This window comes from Spirosoma panaciterrae DSM 21099 (assembly GCF_000374025.1).
Taxonomy (GTDB): domain Bacteria; phylum Bacteroidota; class Bacteroidia; order Cytophagales; family Spirosomataceae; genus Spirosoma; species Spirosoma panaciterrae.
Genome location: NZ_KB893244.1, coordinates 236089 through 255470, shown reverse-complemented (window position 1 = coordinate 255470; position 19382 = coordinate 236089). Strand labels below are relative to the sequence as shown.

Genomic DNA, 19382 nt, shown 5'->3' with positions numbered 1-19382 from the left:
TGTTTGAGTCGGGCAGTTCGGTGAAAGGTAAGGGGCATATCTGTAAGTTGGGCAACAGCCGAATTCGTCAGTTGTTGTACATGGCCAGTATGCAGGCCAAGAAAACCAATCCGGCCTGTGCTGCTTTGTATGATCGGTTGGTGGGGGCAGGTAAGCCCAAGCTGGTGGCTTTGATAGCGGTGGCGCATAAGTTAGTTCGTCAGTGTTTTGCCGTAGCCCGAAGTGGGGTAAACTTTGATCAAAAACTAGCCTTACCTCTTGTTTCGTAACACAGTTCATTCCGACGATAGGAGGAATCTTCAGGAAACGGGTATTTAGGGCCTCTACCGAAGATCCCCGCAACGGCGGCCCGGTCCTGCCGTCGGGATGACAAAAAGAATGTATACGTTGTCATTAATTAACTTATAGTCAACAACTTAAATAACCTAACAAGCCTTATTTAGCCTATCTCTCAACAACTTGATCGGTGATTCGGAAATAGTCGAAATCGGCAAAACCACCCGGTTGTTGAGTCGCGTAATTGAACAGACCGAACCGATAGCCCATAAAATGCGGGATGGTATAGGGCATTTTCAGCGGCTCACCAATCGGTGTCCAGGACTTACCATCCAGGCTATAAAAGAAATGAGCCGTGTCTTTTCGATCCCGGAAATTGCATTCGGCTTTCAGATAGATCGTTTTCTGATTCAACGCCACCCGCTGTACCTCAACGGGCTTGCCAGTAGCCGCACTGACCATTACGATAGCGTTCTGCCCGATCTCTCGTTTTACACCTACCAGACCGTAATTTTTCTGCAACAGGCTTAATCCCGCAAAATCGCCGTCTTTCAGGTTCGACACATCAAGCGCGGTAGAACCCGAACATTCGGGGCCGATGGTTCGCTGGGTGAGCGTATTTCGAGCCAGTACAAATGAGGTATCGACCCGCCCCGTTTTCAGCCGTAAGAAACCGTTTCGCTCCCTCACCGACCAAAGACTGTTATCGGGATTATGGTTCCATTGCCAAACCAGGGGCAGGGCCGCTTCACCTTTTTTGCGGGTAAATTCGTCGGAATGCACAATGCCGGGGATTAAGCCCTTGCTGGCCGGAAGGTCAAGCGTTTCGGGTACTTTGCCATCAACGCCCAGCACTGGCCAGCCATCTTCCCATTTGACCGGAACCAGATACGGAATACGACCAACACCACCAAAATCCCGAAATAGATAGGCAAACCAACGACCGTCGGGCGTATCGATCAGTCCACCCTGCGCCACTCCCAAATCCTGCAAAGCTACCCGTCCTTCCCACGGCCCCGTCAATTTGTCGGCCCGGTGAATAATTACGGTTCGCATACCGCCTTTGGGCCAGCTAATGTTGAACAGGTAATACTTGCCGTTGACTTTAAAAAGCTGCGACCCCTCGGCAGGCAGGCCACCGCCCGTACCGGACGGTGTGCTGGCGTTTTCGATCAGCACCTGCTCGGTGGTGCCGGGTTTCACGCCCGACGCATCGGCATTGAGTTCGAGAATTTTGAGTTTGCCCGCACCATAGATCAGGTACGTTCGGCCATCATCATCAAAAAACAGGCTGTGGTCGTGGTAGGATGGTTTGAAGGAAACTTCTTTCCAGGGGCCTTTTTCAATGTTTTTGCTCGTATAGATATAGGTCTTTCCGGTGGTTTGAGCGAAGGTGGTTACGTAATACAGGCCGTTGTGGTAGCGCAGGCTACTCGCCCACGAACCCCGTCCATAGGTGCTTTTGCCGTTGGTCAGATTCAGCGCATCGACACTGCCCAGCGTATCGTAGGCGTAACCCACCATCTGCCAGTTGACCAGGTCTTTCGATTTCATGATCGGCAATCCCGGACTCAGGTGCATGGTTGTGCTACTCATGTAGTAGGTGTTGCCCACCCGAATCATGGCCATATCCGGCACATCGGCAAAGATGATCGGGTTATGCGCCGTTTGTGCTTTTGCCAAGAACTGCACCAGCAGAAGCCAAACGACCAGTAAACCGGACTGAAGAAGGTTACTTTTCATACAAGTACTTTATTATGAACTACTTATGCATTTTTGTCATCCCGACGATAGGAGGGATCTTCGGGCAATACAAAAAATTCTCCTACCGAAGATCCCTCCTATCGTCGGGATGACAAAAAATAGCGATGACAAAAAACGCTTACTCCAGCGGGCCAATCAGTTCTATGAAATTACCATCGGGGTCCTGCACGAACACAAAGTGCGCTTTGGCATTCAATGGCGTCGGAGTGCTTCCCAGAAACGGCACTTTCATTTGGGTCAATCGGTCAATGATGGGCTTCAGCGATTTCACCTGAATCGTGATGTATTGCATTCCCGTATCGTCCTGAATGTGTTTGGGTTTCGGATGCGAAGGTTTACTGCCAAAACTCATCAGTTTCCAGTCGGTAGCTTCAGGACTATTTTCGAGTTTCAGAATCGTAACGTTCGTGGCGACACCATTGGTTAGACCGGAGCGTTTGCCAAAATCTTCATTGATGGTGAAACTGCCCGTTTTGACCATGCCGATGCCATTGACGTAAAAGTCCAGCGAACGGTCGAGATCGGCCACGACGACGCCTATTCCAATGACTTTGCTGGTGAAATTAGATTGAGCATAAGAAGCCCAACCTATCAGGAGTCCGAAAGTGAGCAGACAGAACCTGATAATTGATTGAGCAAAAGGGTTTACTATCAATAGTGTTAGTTTGACACATTTAAAATTAGCGACAATTCTTCCGGGTCTAACTGGGCTGAAATCCATCAATATTTAGGGTTTTAAGAGTCTGATTTGATAAAACCGGGGAGTGGGGGTTCCGTTTTTAGCTACTATTTTTAGCTTAATGACTTCGTTATCAATCGCTTTCAATCGAATAATTTTACCATCCCTGGAAATTACCTCCGCCGGTCCACCATTAATTAGGAAGCTAACCGCATCTGTCTTTAGACTATCTAAAGCACTGATCTCAAGAAATTTACCTGCCTGATTTTTATTTTGGAACTGATAGGCCATGAAAGACCGTGTACTGCGCCAGAAACGTTCATCATCGTAGCCTGATTGCGTTTTTTCGCCCTCGAAAGCGTGATCGACTTCGGGCTGCTGTTCGCCACAATTTACCTTATCGACCGTTTGGGCTTCAAGTGCCAGAGCCTCGGCTTCCTGCTGTTTCAGACGGGCCTGCTGCACCTGAAAAGCGGTTGGGCTAAACGTCTGAAAATACATCTGATACCGCGCTTCGTGTAGGTCGTAGAAGGGTTGCAGTGTCAGCGAGTCCAGTTGGAAAGTCAGGGGAGCAATGGGCTTTAGCTTGGCGGTGTAGGTCGTCGAATCACCCACCAGCGCATACGCCTGATCGAGCGGGTACAACTTGCCTTTGGTTTCGTGCCCCATGCGGCTATCGTCGGCAAAAAGACCATCCAGATTATCGGTCGATGTTTTGGCCGCCAGCACAATTGGGCCATGCACAAAAGCGGCCCAGTTGGAACCGTCGGGCAGGTATTCCAGATGGGTTGCGGTTTTGAACCGAACCGTTACCCGATCGCCCGTTTTCCAGCTTCTGCGAATAGCCATATAACTCGATGGCTTGCTATCAACCGACTGCGGCTTGCCATTGACCAGAATCTCAACGGCTTCGGCCCAGTTGGGATACCGAATATTGAGCGCGAACGTCTGCGGCTTCGCTAGTTTCAGCACCAGTTCCGATTGGTCTTTGTAGGGGAACTCGGTTGCCTGCGTAAGCTGTATTTTCTTAGCTTCCCAGTTGAGCGTCGATGGGATAAACAGATTGACAAACAGATCGTTGACCGAATGACTGTAAATCAGTTCACCGTATTTGGTATGATTCTCCAAACCTGACCCCACGCAACACCACATGCTGGTTTCGGGCTGCGAATACACCCGGTAGTGGTTGGGCCGAATGGGCGTGAAATACACAAACCCACCTTTCTGCGGGTGCTGGCTCGACAGAATATGGTTATACAGCGTCCGTTCGTAAAAATCGAGATAGCTCGGATCGGCCTTGTCCAGAAACAGGGCTTTACTTAGCCGCAGCATATTGAACGAATTACAGGTTTCCGGCCCCTGATTCGACCGCAGCATCCGGCTGAAATCGGTTGTGGGGTTGAAATGCTCGCGGACGCTATTGCCCCCAAAGGCGACACTCCGCGTCTGCGACACATTCTGCCAAAAATATTGAGCCGCATCCGACCAGTCCGTTTTACCCGTCAGCATGGCTATTTTTTCGTACCCAATCACTTTCGGAATCTGCGTATTGGCATGAAGGCCCGTCAGTTTATCCTGCTTCGCCAGCAACGGGTTCAACAGCGAACGGTGCGACAGGCGCTGTGCGGTTTCGAGGTATTTTTTGTCTTTCGTCAGGATATACAAATCCGCAAAGGTTTCGTTGATGCCGCCATGTTCGGTACGAAGAATCTGCTGAACCTGCTCGTCAGACAAGGGCTTGATGAGGTCGATAAACCAGTCGCCTAGCCCAATCAACACCTGTTTTGCCTGTTGATTGCCCGCGTATTCATAGGCATCACGTAACCCCGCAAACAGCTTGTGGATGTTGTAAAGTGGCACCCATGTGTTGTTTAGCCCGAAACCACTGCCGTCAATATCCCCTTTGTGAATCCGCGCCCAAAATACTTTCCCCTGCGGAATGCCGCCCACGTAGCCATTACCGTTTTTAGCCTGGCACTGAGCCAGTTCCGCAATCATGTAATCTAGTCGTTTTCTCAGTTCAGCATCCCCGGTCGATGCATACATCATGGCCAGGGCCGACAGGTAGTGGCCGCCGATATGCCCATCAAGCCCGGAGCTTTCCCAGTTTCCGTAACGCTGGGCTTTCAGGGGTAAGCCCGCATCGATCCGATACGGAGCCAGCAGTTTATCGGGGTTGAGTGCCAGAATGTACTTCAGGTCAACATCCTGTGCATTTCGGAACGCTCCGCCCGTCAGCTTCACCTCCTGCAAGGTAAACGGCTGCATCTGCGCCAAAGCCGGGAGACTGACTAACAGGAGGAGGGCTATAGTACGTAATGCATTCATTTTCAGAAAAAAAACTTTGTTTTTAGCCATTGTTTTTTTGTCATCCCGAGGAACGAGGGATCTTCGGTAGATGGATAGTATTGGCTCTACCGAAGATCCCTCGTTCCTCGGGATGACAAAAAAACAATGATTTACTTCCACTTCCCTGGTCTGTGTCCTCACAGACCACCGTAAACTAGCTATGACTGGCCTGTGAGGACACAGGCCAGGGGCTCGAAAATATCACTTTTTATACATCGGATCATCGCCCGCGTATTTGAGGTACTGGAACGAAGCCGAATTCGTACTGGCTTCCCCCGACGACGTAGCGTACAGGCCGTATACACAACCGATAAATCCACCCGACACTTTGGTACTCAGAAATTTACCATCAACCTTATCTTTCAGCAGTTGCCAGTTTTTGGCGTCGGTGGCGTAGTAGAAACTATAACTATCCCCCTGTGATGCGATGCGTAGACCCACTTTGGCTGCTTTAGCATCCAGTGGCACTTCGGTCATCAACTCCATCTCCTTTGACCTCGGAACTCCTTTGTAGAGTTGCAGCACATCTTTACCCTGCGCTTTCGATTGACACAGGAAATAGAAATGCCCTTCGTCCTGTAAGATCACAAAACCAGCTTTTTCCTTGTCCGATTTTGGGGTAAATGTCAGTTCGGTTTCGGCGGTGCTGTACAAATGTTGCTGCCGTTTGCCGATGAATGATGGATTCCCAAACTCCATGATCGTTTCGGGCTTTAGTTTGAGCGTCAGCCCTTCTTTCTTCGACAGTGCGTACGAACTTTTGTCGATGGTGCGCATGAACAGCCAGGAAGGGTCAAGCTCCTTGTCGAAGTTGATCGTATAAGCGAAATTACCTGATTGCGGCAACGCTCCTTTCTGTTTAACTTCTTTAAAATTAACAGGATAGCTGTACGAAATGGCTTTCTCGCCATGCTCAATCATGGGCCAGTCGTTTTCCCAGGTCAAGGGCGCAATGAACGTTTCACGACCCGTATTGTAATAATCGCCTTCGTAAGGACGTACCGCCAGAAAAATTGAATACCATTTCCCGTCGGGGCCTTCTATAAATTGGGCATGACCCGCCGACGTAATGGCGTCTTTCCGGTCGGCGGGCAACTCGCGCTGCGTCAGGATCGGATTGCCTTCAAAGGGCACGTATGGCCCCCAGACATCTTTGCTCCGCAAGACGACTTCGGAGTGATTGACCGATGTACCGCCCTCGGCTGCGTAGAGGTAATACCAGCCATTACGTTTCAGGATGTGCGGCCCCTCAATCCAGACCGGTTTTTTCGACAAATCCACCCCGCCGTTGACCAATTGTTTTTCTTCCCCCACCACTTTCAGATTCACTGGATCGAACTCATACATACGGATCGTCCGATGACCCGAATACAGCGGCTTACGGTCGGGAGCATCGCTGTTGTAGATGATGTAGGCTTTGTCGGTACTTTCATCAAAATAAATAGATGGATCGATACCCCGTACCTGCGGAATTTTAACGGGATTGCTCCAGGGGCCAGCGGGATTTTTGGCCGTAACGACAAAATTACCGTCGTGGTCGATGTCTGTGCAGGTAACGTAGAATGTGCCTTTATTATAGCTAATGCCCGGTGCGAATAGCCCACGCGTCAGGCGTTCGCCCATGAAATCCATTTGTTCGGGCCGATCGATCACATTGCCGATTTGCTTCCAGTTTTTCAGGTCTTTGCTGTGCATGATCGGAAGCCCTGGAAAATAGGAAAACGTCGAGTTAACCAGGTAATAGTCCGGCCCAACCTTCACAATACTAGGGTCAGGGTAAAACCCAGTCAGAATTGGGTTGACCAGGGTAGTTTGGGCGGACGTTGTTTGGCTTTGGCCAGCAAGAACCGCGATTAAAGCTGTCGTAATAAGTATTTTTTTCATTCTGTATTTGACTGTTTTTTTGTCATCCCGTTTTTGTCATCCCGAGGAACGAGGGATCTTCGGTAATAGGCTATCAGAGTGTCTATTCCGAAGATCCCTCGTTCCTCGGGATGACAAAAAAAACGGGATGACAGAAAAGCGGATTTCTAGTCTTAGTTATGATTGAATGTCATCATTTAGAAAGCGCCATTCAGGATTTATCGAATTGATTAATGCTACTTTCTTTTCTCGTCGCCCACCTTTGATCTCTTTTTCACGACTGATTGCGTTGTAAACGTACTGGTGATGCTCCCAATATATCAGTCGGTGGCAGTAATACTTGCCCGCAAATTTATCCGGTTGCCCACGCGACTCATAATGCTCCTCTAGCCGCCTGACCAGGTCGTTTGTCATACCCGTGTACAGCACCGTTTTTTCAGAATTAGTAACGATATAGACATAGAAAGCATACCCATTCATAGCGCTACATTTTTACGCATTTCAAGCCACTTTTTTCTCTTCGCTTTTTTATCATTCCGTTTTTGCCATCTCGACGCTTTTGTCATCCCGAGGAACGAGGGATCTTCGGTAATTGGCTCTTTAATGGGGTCACCCGAAGATCCCTCGTTCCTCGGGATGACAAAAAGGTTACTGCCCCACCAGGGTGTAAACCTTACCCGGCTGGGTGGGCAAGTCATAAAGCTGGGTTGGTTTTAAGGTCGGGTTCGTACGGTTGGCCTTCTCCGATACAATGGGGGCGGGTGTCTCTTCGATCTGGTAGAACGGGTTCAGGTTTTGGCCAGATGCTGGTTTCAAGGCCGTTCCACTACTGACTCTCATTGCGTTCGGCGTCCGCAAACGAAGGTTGCCGCCCAGATTCGACTTAACGGTCAGCTTCGTGAGTTTTCCGTCTTTCCACGCCATGTCTACCACCTCAAAACCACCACGCGCCCGTAGGCCGGTAATGCTGCCCGTCGGCCAAACATCAGGAAGGGCAGGCAGCAGATGAATGGCTCCATCACTGCTTTGCATCAGCATTTCGGTGATGCCCGACGTACAGCCGAAATTGCCATCGATCTGGAACGGAGGGTGAGCGTCGAACAGGTTGTTGTATGTACCACCGCCTTCTTTCGTGACGCCCAATGGGGTCAGTTGATTCTGAATCAGTGCATAGGCGTGGTTACCGTCCTGAAGTTTAGCCCACCAGTTCACTTTCCAGCCCATGCTCCAGCCTGTCGATACATCGCCCCGGTGGGTTAGTGTCGTGCGTGAGGCATTAAATAAGCCCGGTGTCCGATAGGCCGAGATTTGATTCGACGGAAAGAGGCCGTACAAATGCGAAACGTGCCGATGCTTGTCGTTCGGGTCATCGACATCATCGAGCCATTCCTGCAACTGACCATACTGCCCAATGTGCATGGGCGGCAGTTTGCTCCGCTTTTGTTTCAGCAGGGCTACAAAATCGGCGTCTTTTTTCAGCAGTTCAGCCGCACGAATTGCGGTGCTAAACACATCGAACACAATCTGGTTGTCCATCGTCGTACCCGCATCCAGCGAGGAGCCTTCATGCGCCTGAGGGGCATTTTCGGGCGATGTTCCCGGATTGACAACCAGCCAGTGGTACTTCGGATGCTCGACCAGAAAATCGGCGTAGAACTGAGCCGCCCCTTTTAAAACCGGGTAAATCGAGGCCAGATACGCCTGATCGCCATTGTACAGATAATGCTCCCACAGATGCTGGCTCGTCCAGCCGCCCCCGGCTGTCCACATCCCCCAGAAAGCTCCATCGACCGGGCCATTGATTCGCCAGATGTCGGTGTTATGATGGGCCATCCAGCCACCAGCGCCGTACATGACTTTGGCGGTTTCCTGCCCCGTTTCCGATAACTCCCGGACCATCCGCAAAAACGGCTCATGCAATTCGGCCAGGTTCGTCTTCTCGGCTGGCCAGTAGTTCATCTGGGCGTTGATGTTGATGGTATATTTACTGTCCCAGGGTGGACGCATTTTGTTATTCCAGATCCCCTGTAAGTTGGCGGGTTGCCCCAGTTCGCCGTCGCGGGCGGCTTGCGAGGATGAAATCAGCAGGTATCGTCCGTATTGATAGTAAATCGTCACTAACTGCGGGTCGTTGACCGAGCGGAAATTTTTTAGTCGTTCGTCGGTTGGGAGTTTGGCCGCTTCGGTTGTGCCTAAGTCGAGTTTAACCCGGTTGAAATAGTGTTGATAAGCAGCCACGTGTGGCGCCAGGACAGCCGCGTAGCTTTTGGAGTAGGCTTTATCCAGGTAGGTTTTGGCACGGGCATTTTCATCCCCGCTGAGATCTTTGTAATTATTGAAATTGGTGGCAATGGATATATAAATCGTGGCCGTATTGGCTCCTTGTACAGTTAGTGTGGAGTCGTTGGCCGCGAGTGTGCCGCCCTGCGTTTTGAGCCGGGTAATGCCCTTGTAGCGGACCAGCCCTTTTACCCCTTCATGGTCCGATGTGGTTCCGGAAAGGGTTAGTTCGTTGCCCGATGCGATAATGACGGGCTTGAGTTGGGGAGTAGAATAAGAAGCGGAAAACGACAGCTTGCCCGGCTTACTGGCTGTCAGTTGCATCACAATAACCCGGTCGGGGAAAGAGGCCAGTATCTCGCGGGTGTAGGTTACCCCATCGACGGTATACGACGTTTTGGCAACGGCCCGCTCAATGTCCAGCTCCCGGTAATAATTGCTGTAATTCTCATGTCCATCGAAGATCAAATGCAGACTACCAACGGGCTGAAACATCTGCCCATGCGATTTTTTGGTAATGATCGACTTGTTGGCCAGTTTCTCAGCTTCTTTCTGTTTGCCATCAAAAATCAACTGCCGTATTTCGGGCAGAGCGGCCAACGCATCGGGATTATCGTTCCGATTCGGACTACCGCTCCAGACCGTATGCTCATTGAGCTGAATGGTTTCTTTGCCTACATTGCCATAGACCATTGCCCCCAGTCGGCCATTCCCAATGGGTAAAGCATTCTCCCAGGTTTGGCCCGAAGGTTTATCGTACCAGAGCTTTAACGGCGGTTTAGTTTGCGAAAAGCAAAGCGTTGTGGTGGTCAGAAAAAAAAGGCAAAGAACCAGTCTCATTAGATTCGGCGAATTAGTATACGCTAAAAAGAAGCAAGAGGCTAAAATCTTTAGTCCTCTCGCTTCTGCGTCAGTTTAAACTTTTGCCTCGATAGCTTTTTTTGTCATCCCGAGGAACGAGGGATCTTCGGGTGAGCCCATCAAAGAGTCAATTACCGAAGATCCCTCGTTCCTCGGGATGACAAAAAAATTCTCTGATTTTCAGCACTTTACTTAATAACCCGGATTTTGCGGGAACTTAGGACCATCCACTACCCGGTCTATCTGCGACTGCGGAATTGGCCGTAGCATATGGAAATCCTGAATATACGGAGCAGCTTCCGGGTTCCAGGCTTTTACCCGACGTACCAGCGACCGGGTGCGAACCAGGTCATGCCAGCGTTGCCATTCACCAAACAGTTCGCGGGTACGCTCATCCAGGATAAAGTCGACGGTTACATCGGCGGCTGTAATGGTCATGGCCGTTGCAGCCGCAGCATTCTGAGCCGCTGTGTTGGTTTTCCGGTAAGCTGCCCGCTGGCGTACTACGTTGAGCAGTGAGGCTGCTTTAGCGGCATCGCCCGCTTTCAGATACGCTTCGGCTCCTGTCAGATATACGTCCGAAAAACGGTACAACACACAGGGGCGGGTCGATGGGTCGTTGAAGTTAGCGCCCCGGCTCGGGTCCATGAATTTCTTCAGCGCCGGAAAAATACCATTATCCCACATGCTTGGCGGTACAACAAGGCCTTTGAACGGACGTGTACCAATGAATTGTGGGGCTCCTTCTACTTCGAAGTCGGGGATCCAAACGGCCGTATCGGCACCTGCAACAGTTGTATAACTAATACCTCGTTTGTTATTAGCCGCCGTAGCACTGTTTGTAACCGAGATGTTGGCAATATAAACTGTATAAAACGAGTTCATAAACCGTGAATCGACAGTACGATTCGTAAAGGCCTGATCCAGAAAGTAATTCTTTCCAACGTTTGCGCCTGTGGTCCATTTGTAGCTGTTCGGGCGCATCCGAACGTAAGGCCGTCCATACTGTGAATCCCGAGTCATCAGCGACGTACCGCTGTTTACGTATCCGCCCGTAGCACTTTTGTAGGAGTTGACGCCACTGTTGTTCGGATAATTCCAGTTGGTAAACCAGGGGGTCAGATTTTGGGCAGCTCCGCCACTAGCCGCTCCACCAACGGTATAATAGCCATATTTTGGATCAAGTACGTGGTCGCTGACAAACATGGTTTCTTTGCCATAATCGTTGGCGGGTACGAACGCATCGCCAAAGTCCTGCCATAAATCCAGTCCGTACGATGATTTGTTGGCGATAATATCAGCACAAATAGACGCGGCCTGGGTAAAATCGGCGGCTGTATTGTTGAGCCAACCGCGCGTTAGATACGCCTTCGCCAGCAGTAACTGGGCTACAGGTTTGGTAGCCGCTTTCCCCAGAAATGGAGCCGTTGGCGTATTGGGCAGATCAGCAGCCGCTTCCGTCAGATCCTTAATAATTTGCTCATATACCTGAGCCGCTGGCTGGCGGGATGCCGCCTGAGAAGCTACTGTAATAAAGGTGGTATTGAGTGGCACATCGCCCCAGGTTTGTACCAGATAAAAATACCAGAAACCCCGTAGAAACTTGGCCTGAGCCAGATATTGCTTCCGGGTTGCATCCGGCAAATCAACCGTCTGGCCGTATTGCAGTACCCCATTCAGCGTATTGATGTCCTGGAAAGCGACGCCCCAGGCAGAACCGAAGTTACTACCGTTCAGGCCGTTATAGGTATAGGCAGAGCCACCGCCTGAGCTGGCTCCCTGCAAAAACTCGTCGGTACCCGCCTGCATTTCAACGGTGAACCCTTCCGTACCCCACTGAGAACGTATATCATTATAGACCCCGGCGATCCCCCCAAGCACCCCGGCTGCGCTATTGAAATAAGACGGAACAATTTGTGACTGTGGATTCTCCTCCAATATTTTTTCGCAGCCTGTGCTCATCAGAGCGGTCAGGCCAACGATAAATCCAATTTTTATTGCTTTCATGGGAATGTCGACAGTTAGAATTTAAGATTGACACCGAACGTAAATTGGCGAACGGGCGGGTTGTTGAGGTTTATGGCAATCTGACGCTGCTGCGTGGCTGTTTCCGCTCCCTGGGCACTTACCGTAGAGCTGGCATAGCCATTCCCTTCTGGGTCAACGGCCAGTTTATCACGAACCAACGGCGAATACAGAATCAGCGGATTGGTAACGTTCAGATACAGCCGGGCCGAGTTCATGCCCACTTTTTTAAGGAACTGCCCCGAAACCGTGTAGCCCAGATTAATACTTCTGACTTTAATGAACGAACCGTCATAGTAACCTAATGTTGATCCAAAAAAGGCTACCGCCTGACCAGCATCAGGAGCCGGGAAGGCATTGGTCGGGTTGGTTTCAGTCCAGTAATCAACCTTAACCTGATTAGAACGAGCCTGGTTGAAGAAGGCAAATCCACCGCCACCGCCCGCGTTACCTGTGAGGTAGGGCACAACGACTTTCATACCCATACGGGCAAACGTAACAATCGACAGATCAAAGTTTTTGTAGTTGAACCGATTGGTCAGACCTGCTTCAAACTTAGGCTGGAAATTGCCCAGAATCTGCCGGTCGGAGGGGTCAATCTTACCATCGCCATTGACATCCTCCACCCGAATCTGGCCCGGAAACTGTACCGGAGAGGTCTGTTTAGCCAGTGTACCATTCTCTTTATCAGATGTTTGCCAGATGCCTATCTTTTTGTAGTCGTAGATGACCGACAGGGGCTGCCCAACAAACCAGCCAGCGCCAACGTTAGACATTTCGGAGGGCGTAGTGAGCTGGGTGATTTTCTCCCGGTTGAAATAGTAAACGGCATCCACGCTCCAGTTAAAGCCTCCCTGCTTTCTGAAAATGTCGACCGTCAGCGAAGTTTCTAACCCCTGCCCTTCGGTTCTCCCCAGGTTTTTCAGCGTCGAACTAGCACCGTTACTCGCCGGGAGCGGCACCGACAACAGAATGTCCTTTGTTTTCTGGTGGTAGTAATCAATCGAACCCGTAATGCGGTTATTCAGCACCCCAAAATCAAGACCAAGGTCAATCTGTTCTGTAGACTGCCAGCCTAGATTGGTAGCCGGAAGGCTGGTCACCGTATACGCCAATTGCTGACCAGCCGTGCCCGTTCCGAAATTGTAATAGCCCGCTGATAGAGCACCCAGGGTTGAATAAGCCCCTACGTTTCGGTTACCCGACAAACCCCAGCTACCTCGTAGTTTCAGGTTCGAAATCGTTGGAACACTTTTCATAAAAGGCTCCTCGATGATATTCCAGCCCGCTCCAATGGCCGGGTAGTTAAAGTAGCGATTGGCGGGTGAGAGCGTCGACGAACCATCCCGGCGCAGCGTTAAGGTCAACAGGTAGCGGTCGTTGTAACTATAGTTCACCCGACCCATGTATGACAGCAACCCGGTTTCTGAAAACGAATTACCAAAGTCTGAAGCGGCAACAGGCGTTCCGGAAGCCAGCGAGAAATTACCCGTTTTGATGTAGTCGGCCGGAACCCCTGTGATCGTAAACCGGCTACCCAGTGAGTGGTTCTTGGTGTATTCGTAGAGTGCCGTAGCGTTCAGTTTGTGTTTGCCAAACGTTTTATCGAAATACAATAAATGCTGGAGGTTTACATCCCAATATTCCGTATTGCTGATTTCGGCGTTGGACGACGACTGCACCGTGGCGGTGTTAAAATAGGTCAGCGGACCGTTGTACCCATTGAAATTCGACTGGCTGAAATTCAACCCGGCATTGAACCGATAGCGCAAACCGGGCAGGATGTTCACCTCGGCATACAGGCTGTTGAACGTCCGTAACGAACGCGTGGTGTTCAAATACGAATCTTTCTTGGTGATGATGGTCAGGGGGCTGATCCGGGCGGCATCGATAGAGCCTTCAGCCGGGAACAGGTTTACTGAGCCGTCCGCATTATAAGGCGAGGCTAGTGGGGTTAAGCTCACCAGACCGCCCGGAATACCACCTCCTCCTGGTGTATTGGTATAGGTCAGTGTATTGAGTGTATTCAAGCCAACCTTGATTCGCTTACCAATGCGCTGGTCGATGGTAGCGCGAATATTGACCCGGGTAAAATTCTGGCTGGGGATAATGCCGGTCTCATTAAAATAACCCAGGCCCAGCGAATACTGCGTATTTTCGACGCCCCCCGTCATACCCAGCTGATGGTTGGTCATGAAGCCCGGTTTATAAATAAGTCCCTGCCAGTCGGTCGAAACACCAGCGGCCAGTGCGTCCTGTTCTTTCTGGGTAAGCGGATAGGCTGTAGTACCGGGAGACGCCCGATTATATTTCGTGGCATCGGCTTTAAACTGAGCGTACTCGGTGCCGTTGAAGACGTTGTATTTGCCCATGATGGTGGTTACACCATGATAGCCATCGTATGAGAATACAGGCTTACCCACTTTTCCCCGTTTGGTAGTTACCAGAATAACCCCCCCGGAGCCGCGCGATCCATAAATGGCTGTAGCCGATGCATCTTTCAGAATCTCCAGGTTAACAATGTCGTCGGGGTTGATGTCATTCAACCCGCCATACGGTATCCCATCAACTACCACCAGTGGCCCATCCAGGTTATCGCCCGTTCCTGGATTTGTGCTGCTGGTCAACGTCCGGTTGCCCCGAATACGGATTTGTGGCTGCGCACCGGGTGTCGTGCCGTTACTCACAATCGAAACCCCGGCGGCCCGGCCTTTTAACTGATTGAGCAGGTTTGGAGCGGGTACTTCCTTTAAGGTTGTCTCATTTACCGACGCGACAGCACCAGTAATGTCGCGTTTGCGCTGTGTACCATACCCGACTACCACCACCTCATTCAGCGTTTTATCGTCGGCAGCCAGCGTAATATTGACCACAGACCGGGTGCCTACGGCTGCTTCCTGAGTGGCATAACCGATAAACGAAAAAACCAGTACGGTACCCGCTTCTTCAGGAACTGAAAGTCGGTAATTGCCATTACCGTCGGTAGTTGTCCCCCGCGTCGTATTCTTGATCTGAATATTTACGCCAGGCAACGCTTCCCCATTTTCAGCCGTGACCCAGCCCGTAATCTGCCGGTCCTGAGGCTGTTCTAAGGGAACCTCACCGGATGTTTTATCCTGCGGAAACGCCGTGGGGGCCATATCCCGCTTGATAACGATCTGCTGCCCAACTACCTCGTAGCTCAGATTGAGCGGAGCCAGAATATGATCTAATACCAGCGAAAGCTGTTCGTTTTTAGCCCGGTAGTTGATCTTTCGTTTCGATTGAATGATTTCCCGACTAAACAGAAATTGAACATTCGCCAGTTTTTCAATTCGTTTGATCGTTGTCTCAACATCCTCATTTTGAGCGGAGATGCTTACACGACGGGTTAAGAGTTCCTGGGCTTTTCCGTCCAGAGCAAGGCTTGCATTGGCTAAAGCAAGCACGAATAAGAGTTGCAGGCTTGAAAATTTCATAATCCTGAGCCATACATTACGGTTCAATAAGCAAGAATGCATAGGTTTGTAATCGTTGTTGGTTTCTGGGAAGAACTGACAAAAATTCGCTGTCCCTTTGGTAGAGGGAGAATGTGTAAGTAAGACACATTTAGGGCGATCCGAGCGATAGTGTTGGTAGCACTATCGCTTTTTCATGTAGTAAGCGAGAAGTACTAGTGCATAAGCATACGATAGGTTATGGTTAATAATTAATTACAGCCAGCGCTATGAATAACAACCTGATTGTCAATGACTTCATAAGAAGACTCCGTCGTGAGACAGATGAGCCGGATTTTTTCAAGAAAAGGCACATCGTTGAGTTGGCCGGTAAAGGTGCAGTTGTGTAGTAACTGCTGGTCGTAGTGGATCGGCATATGATAGCTGGCTGCCAACTGATCGAATACGGCCGGAATAGGTGTATAGTTGAATGTAAACTGCTGACTGACAATAGCGTCGGGGCCATCTTCCGCTACAAAATGGTTGTGTTTGATCAACTGTTTTGTAGCGGCTCCGAGCTTAAGTTCCTGATTTACCGTAAGCAAAATCGGTTTGTCGGGCGAACTGACCGGCGTAACGGTCACTTTACCCGTTTTTACTTTTACATAGGACGTAGCCTCTTTTGCAAACGAATGCACCTGAAAACTGGTACCTAACACCTTAGTGGTCAAGTTGTTTGTATAGACAATAAACGGTTTAGCCGGATTTTTGGCCACCTCAAAAAAACCTTCACCCTGCAGGTACACCTCACGAAGGGCATGGCTGGTTTGCCGACGAAAGCGCAGCTCACTGCCCGTCGATAAAAGCACGGATGAATTGTCGGGCAAGAGCACCACTAAAGATTGGCCTGTTACGTTTTTTACAATCTTCCACTCCTTGCTCGCTACAGCCTGTTTAGTCTGCCCACTGGGTTTCGACGATGGGCTAAATACGGGGCTACCCACCTGAAACCAGATCATCAGACCAATTGCGGCAGCCGCACTCATCCAACGCCCCCAGTACCAACTCAGCAGCGGCTTGTGCACCGTACGTGCGTCGGGCATCTGATCGACAATCTCCGAGGCTCTGTCTTTTACGTGTTGATCCGAGAGTTCGATCTGTTTGCCCTGTAGCGCCAATAAGGTGACTACGGCCTGCTCATACATCTCTCTTTTTTCGGGATGTTGAACCAGCCAGGCCTGCCAGTACAGTCGGTCCTGCGGCTGCCTTTCCAGCACCCACGCCCGAAACGCGTCGTTCTCTAAAAAATCTTCAACCGTTGACAGATTTTCGGGTAGGTGGCCCATTGGTACTTTTCGACTATTTTTATTGATAGTATGAAGAAGCCTACCAACGATACCCTACTTAAAGCGAAATTTTTTGAAAAAAAATGCAAATCGCTGTCTGGCAGTCGATTTGCATTTTTTTTGACATTCCGTTTAAAGAGGAATTCTCAGCCAGATCAAGAGGCTAAAAAACGAGCTTGTTCAGCAGAATACCGATGGCCAGAAATGCGGGTGAAAGCCAACGGCTTCGAAGCTTATGGATAGCTTTCTGTAAAAAATTAGAAACCGATTGCCGGTTTACGTTCATAACCTCCGCAATTTCAGGTATAGATAGATTTTCGTAGTACCGCAGGTAAAGTGCCTCCCGTTCGCGATTGGGCAACGAAGCCAGCAGGTCCTGAATCGTGTTGGTCAGACTGGTTAAGGACTCCCGCTGAATGAGCAGGGTCTCTGAATCGCTTTCTTCCGCCACTGAGCTGTCCCAGTCCAACTCCTCCACCAACGCCCGTTTTTGCGACCGCAAATGCAGCAGCACATGATGCCTTAGGGCTTTGAAAAGATAATGTTTTACGGATTCGGTCGGATTGATCTGGGTTCGATTTTGCCAAAGCTGTAAAAACAGATCCTGAATACAGTCTTCTACAACCCGCTCATCGACCATAAATTTTAGTCCATAGTGTTTCAGCGCACGATAGTAGCGTTCGGCCAACTGGCCCAATGCCTGTTTATCGCCCTCCCGATATAACTGCCATAACGCCTGGTCCTGTAGAGTCATAAAATAGCCAAAATCGATGGGTTAGTTGTCGATGAAAGAGTTGTCATTAAAAATTAACCACGCTCCAGAAAGCCTTCTTGGGCTGGTAGTTCTGGTCGAACAACAAGGGATAATCCTTTCGCCCGGCCACGGGAAAGTTGTCCAGCCAGGTCGATTTGTCCGATACATTCCAGAACGTAACCCCCGTTACGTTCTTTTTATGCTTTCGAAATATATCGAACAGGAGTTTATATTGGGCAGTCTGCTTATCAGCCATTTCCTGGGTGAATTCAGCAACATCGGTATCCTTTCGCTGACGACGTACATGCTCTTTCGGGTATACCGAAAGGTCCAGCTCAGTGATCTGAACGGCCAGTCCGAGGCTGGCAAACCGAGTTATTGAGGTTTCTAACTCCTGAGCCGATGGCTCATAAATGGACCAGTGCCCCTGTAAACCGACCCCATTTATCGGAATATGCCTGTCTTTAAGCCGCTTAACCAGTTGATAGATCCGATCCCGTTTAGAAGCATTTTCGGTGTTGTAGTCATTATAAAACAGGACCGCTTTCGGATCGGCTTCGTGCGCGTATTGAAAGGCTTTTTCGATGTACTCTTCCCCTACGATCGTATAGAAGTTAGATCGGCGATAGATATCTGTACCTGTATCGGGGACGGCTTCATTGACAACATCCCAGGCGTAAATCCTGCCTTTATACCGACTCACGACATCCGTAATATGCCGCTTCATACGCGCTAGGAGCACGTCTTTTGTTACCTGTTTTCCAGAGGAATCAGTAAAGAACCACCGGGGTGTCTGATTATGCCAGCAGAGTGTGTGGCCTCTCACCCGGATACCTTTTTGAGTGGCAAAGTCAACAATGGCATCGGCATCATCCCAGAAATAGCGATTCTCCTGCGGATGAATAGGGCCCATCTTCATCGCATTTTCGGGGGTGATGCTATTAAATTGCTGCGTGATCAAATCGGCTTCGGGGCCTTTGAGGTTGCGGGGAGCCACAGCCACCCCTATGGGGAAGTAGTTTTTATAAGCTCCCTTCAACGTCCGATCTTCATACGGATTTATGGGTTTAAACTGAACGCTGATCAGGCCAATGCCAACCAGTATCGCCCAATAAATAATTGACTCTTTAACTGAAAGCATAGTGTTTTTAACTGGCTCTGGATTTAACTGCATTACCTATTGATGTCAAACCTGATTTTTATGTATCGCCCGATAGCACCGTCGTAAGCTTAGCCTTTTCCGACTCCCATTCGATGGCGTATTGAATTTTAGTATAAAGTCTTTTTTGCACACATAAGTGTCAAAAAGACACTTTTTCGGTTAAAAAAATTAGCTATTAAACCATAGCTACCTGTTACGACCACTCATTTTCGCCCTCTTTATGGCCCAATAAGCTCTGTTTTATCTTAGCCTATTCTGCTCCTCCTAATCAATAATACAATTTTACAGGAATATAGTTATAAATACCAAATAATTTTTGATTAAAAACGACTTTATTATAACCTCCTCCTGGTCGATTGGATCAATCAAGGGCAAGCAACGCTTTCTTACTCAAGCAAGGTTAAGGCTAATGCTTTCATGGGTTGTGCACAAAACAGAGGATGATCAGCCTGGCTAGCCAGTGCTTCAGCTGCACGTCTTTTATGCATACTCATACTAAACTAGCTAGCCCCTTGTCGAATGCCATTTATAGTATTATTAGCCCGTCAGGGGTTGACTGGGTACGAAACCCTTTATTTTGTCAGTTGTTCTATTAATTTTGCATTGT

12 protein-coding genes are annotated in these 19382 nt (G+C 49.6%); 1 reads left to right on the top strand and 11 read right to left on the bottom strand.

What is annotated here, in order from left to right; genetic code table 11:
• Positions 1–269, top strand: a 269-nt coding sequence (locus tag B153_RS0134395; protein ID WP_026262406.1) for a transposase, incomplete at its 5' end; no start/stop codon positions are given.
• Between the two features lie 175 nt (positions 270–444).
• On the opposite strand, the gene B153_RS0134390 is transcribed toward B153_RS0134395, so the two are convergent.
• The 11 genes from B153_RS0134390 to B153_RS0134340 form a co-directional block, all read right to left on the bottom strand.
• A complete protein-coding gene (locus B153_RS0134390; protein WP_020601311.1) occupies positions 445–2019 on the bottom strand; it encodes a glycoside hydrolase family 43 protein in 1575 nt (524 codons plus the stop codon).
• Positions 2020–2158: 139 nt separating this feature from the next.
• Positions 2159–2761 carry a VOC family protein gene (locus B153_RS0134385; RefSeq protein WP_083928283.1) on the bottom strand — a complete coding sequence of 201 codons (603 nt, stop codon included), beginning with the start codon at positions 2759–2761 and terminating at the stop codon, positions 2159–2161.
• 6 nt (positions 2762–2767) lie between these two features.
• Complete coding sequence (locus B153_RS0134380; RefSeq protein WP_020601309.1) at positions 2768–5077, bottom strand: glycoside hydrolase family 127 protein; 2310 nt, start codon at positions 5075–5077, stop codon at positions 2768–2770.
• A 192-nt stretch (positions 5078–5269) separates the two neighbouring features.
• Positions 5270–6952: a glycoside hydrolase family 43 protein gene (locus tag B153_RS0134375; protein ID WP_020601308.1), complete on the bottom strand. Its 1683-nt coding sequence runs from the start codon at positions 6950–6952 to the stop codon at positions 5270–5272.
• Between the two features lie 156 nt (positions 6953–7108).
• Positions 7109–7411: a GIY-YIG nuclease family protein gene (locus B153_RS0134370; RefSeq protein ID WP_020601307.1), complete on the bottom strand. Its 303-nt coding sequence runs from the start codon at positions 7409–7411 to the stop codon at positions 7109–7111.
• A gap of 168 nt (positions 7412–7579) precedes the next feature.
• Positions 7580–10051, bottom strand: coding sequence for a glycoside hydrolase family 95 protein (locus tag B153_RS0134365; RefSeq protein WP_020601306.1), 2472 nt, complete (start codon positions 10049–10051; stop codon positions 7580–7582).
• A 213-nt stretch (positions 10052–10264) separates the two neighbouring features.
• Entirely contained in the window at positions 10265–12079 is a 1815-nt protein-coding gene (locus B153_RS0134360; RefSeq protein ID WP_020601305.1) for a RagB/SusD family nutrient uptake outer membrane protein, read from the bottom strand.
• Positions 12080–12093: 14 nt separating this feature from the next.
• On the bottom strand, positions 12094–15555 hold the full coding sequence (locus B153_RS0134355) for a TonB-dependent receptor (RefSeq protein WP_020601304.1): 3462 nt from the start codon (positions 15553–15555) through the stop codon (positions 12094–12096).
• A gap of 230 nt (positions 15556–15785) precedes the next feature.
• Positions 15786–16859 (bottom strand): FecR family protein, encoded by a 1074-nt coding sequence (locus B153_RS0134350; protein ID WP_020601303.1) that lies wholly within the window; start codon positions 16857–16859, stop codon positions 15786–15788.
• Between the two features lie 163 nt (positions 16860–17022).
• On the bottom strand, positions 17023–17613 hold the full coding sequence (locus B153_RS0134345; RefSeq protein ID WP_020601302.1) for an RNA polymerase sigma factor: 591 nt from the start codon (positions 17611–17613) through the stop codon (positions 17023–17025).
• Between the two features lie 46 nt (positions 17614–17659).
• Positions 17660–18754: an endo-1,4-beta-xylanase gene (locus B153_RS0134340; RefSeq protein WP_020601301.1), complete on the bottom strand. Its 1095-nt coding sequence runs from the start codon at positions 18752–18754 to the stop codon at positions 17660–17662.
• Positions 18755–19382: the final 628 nt, after the last annotated feature.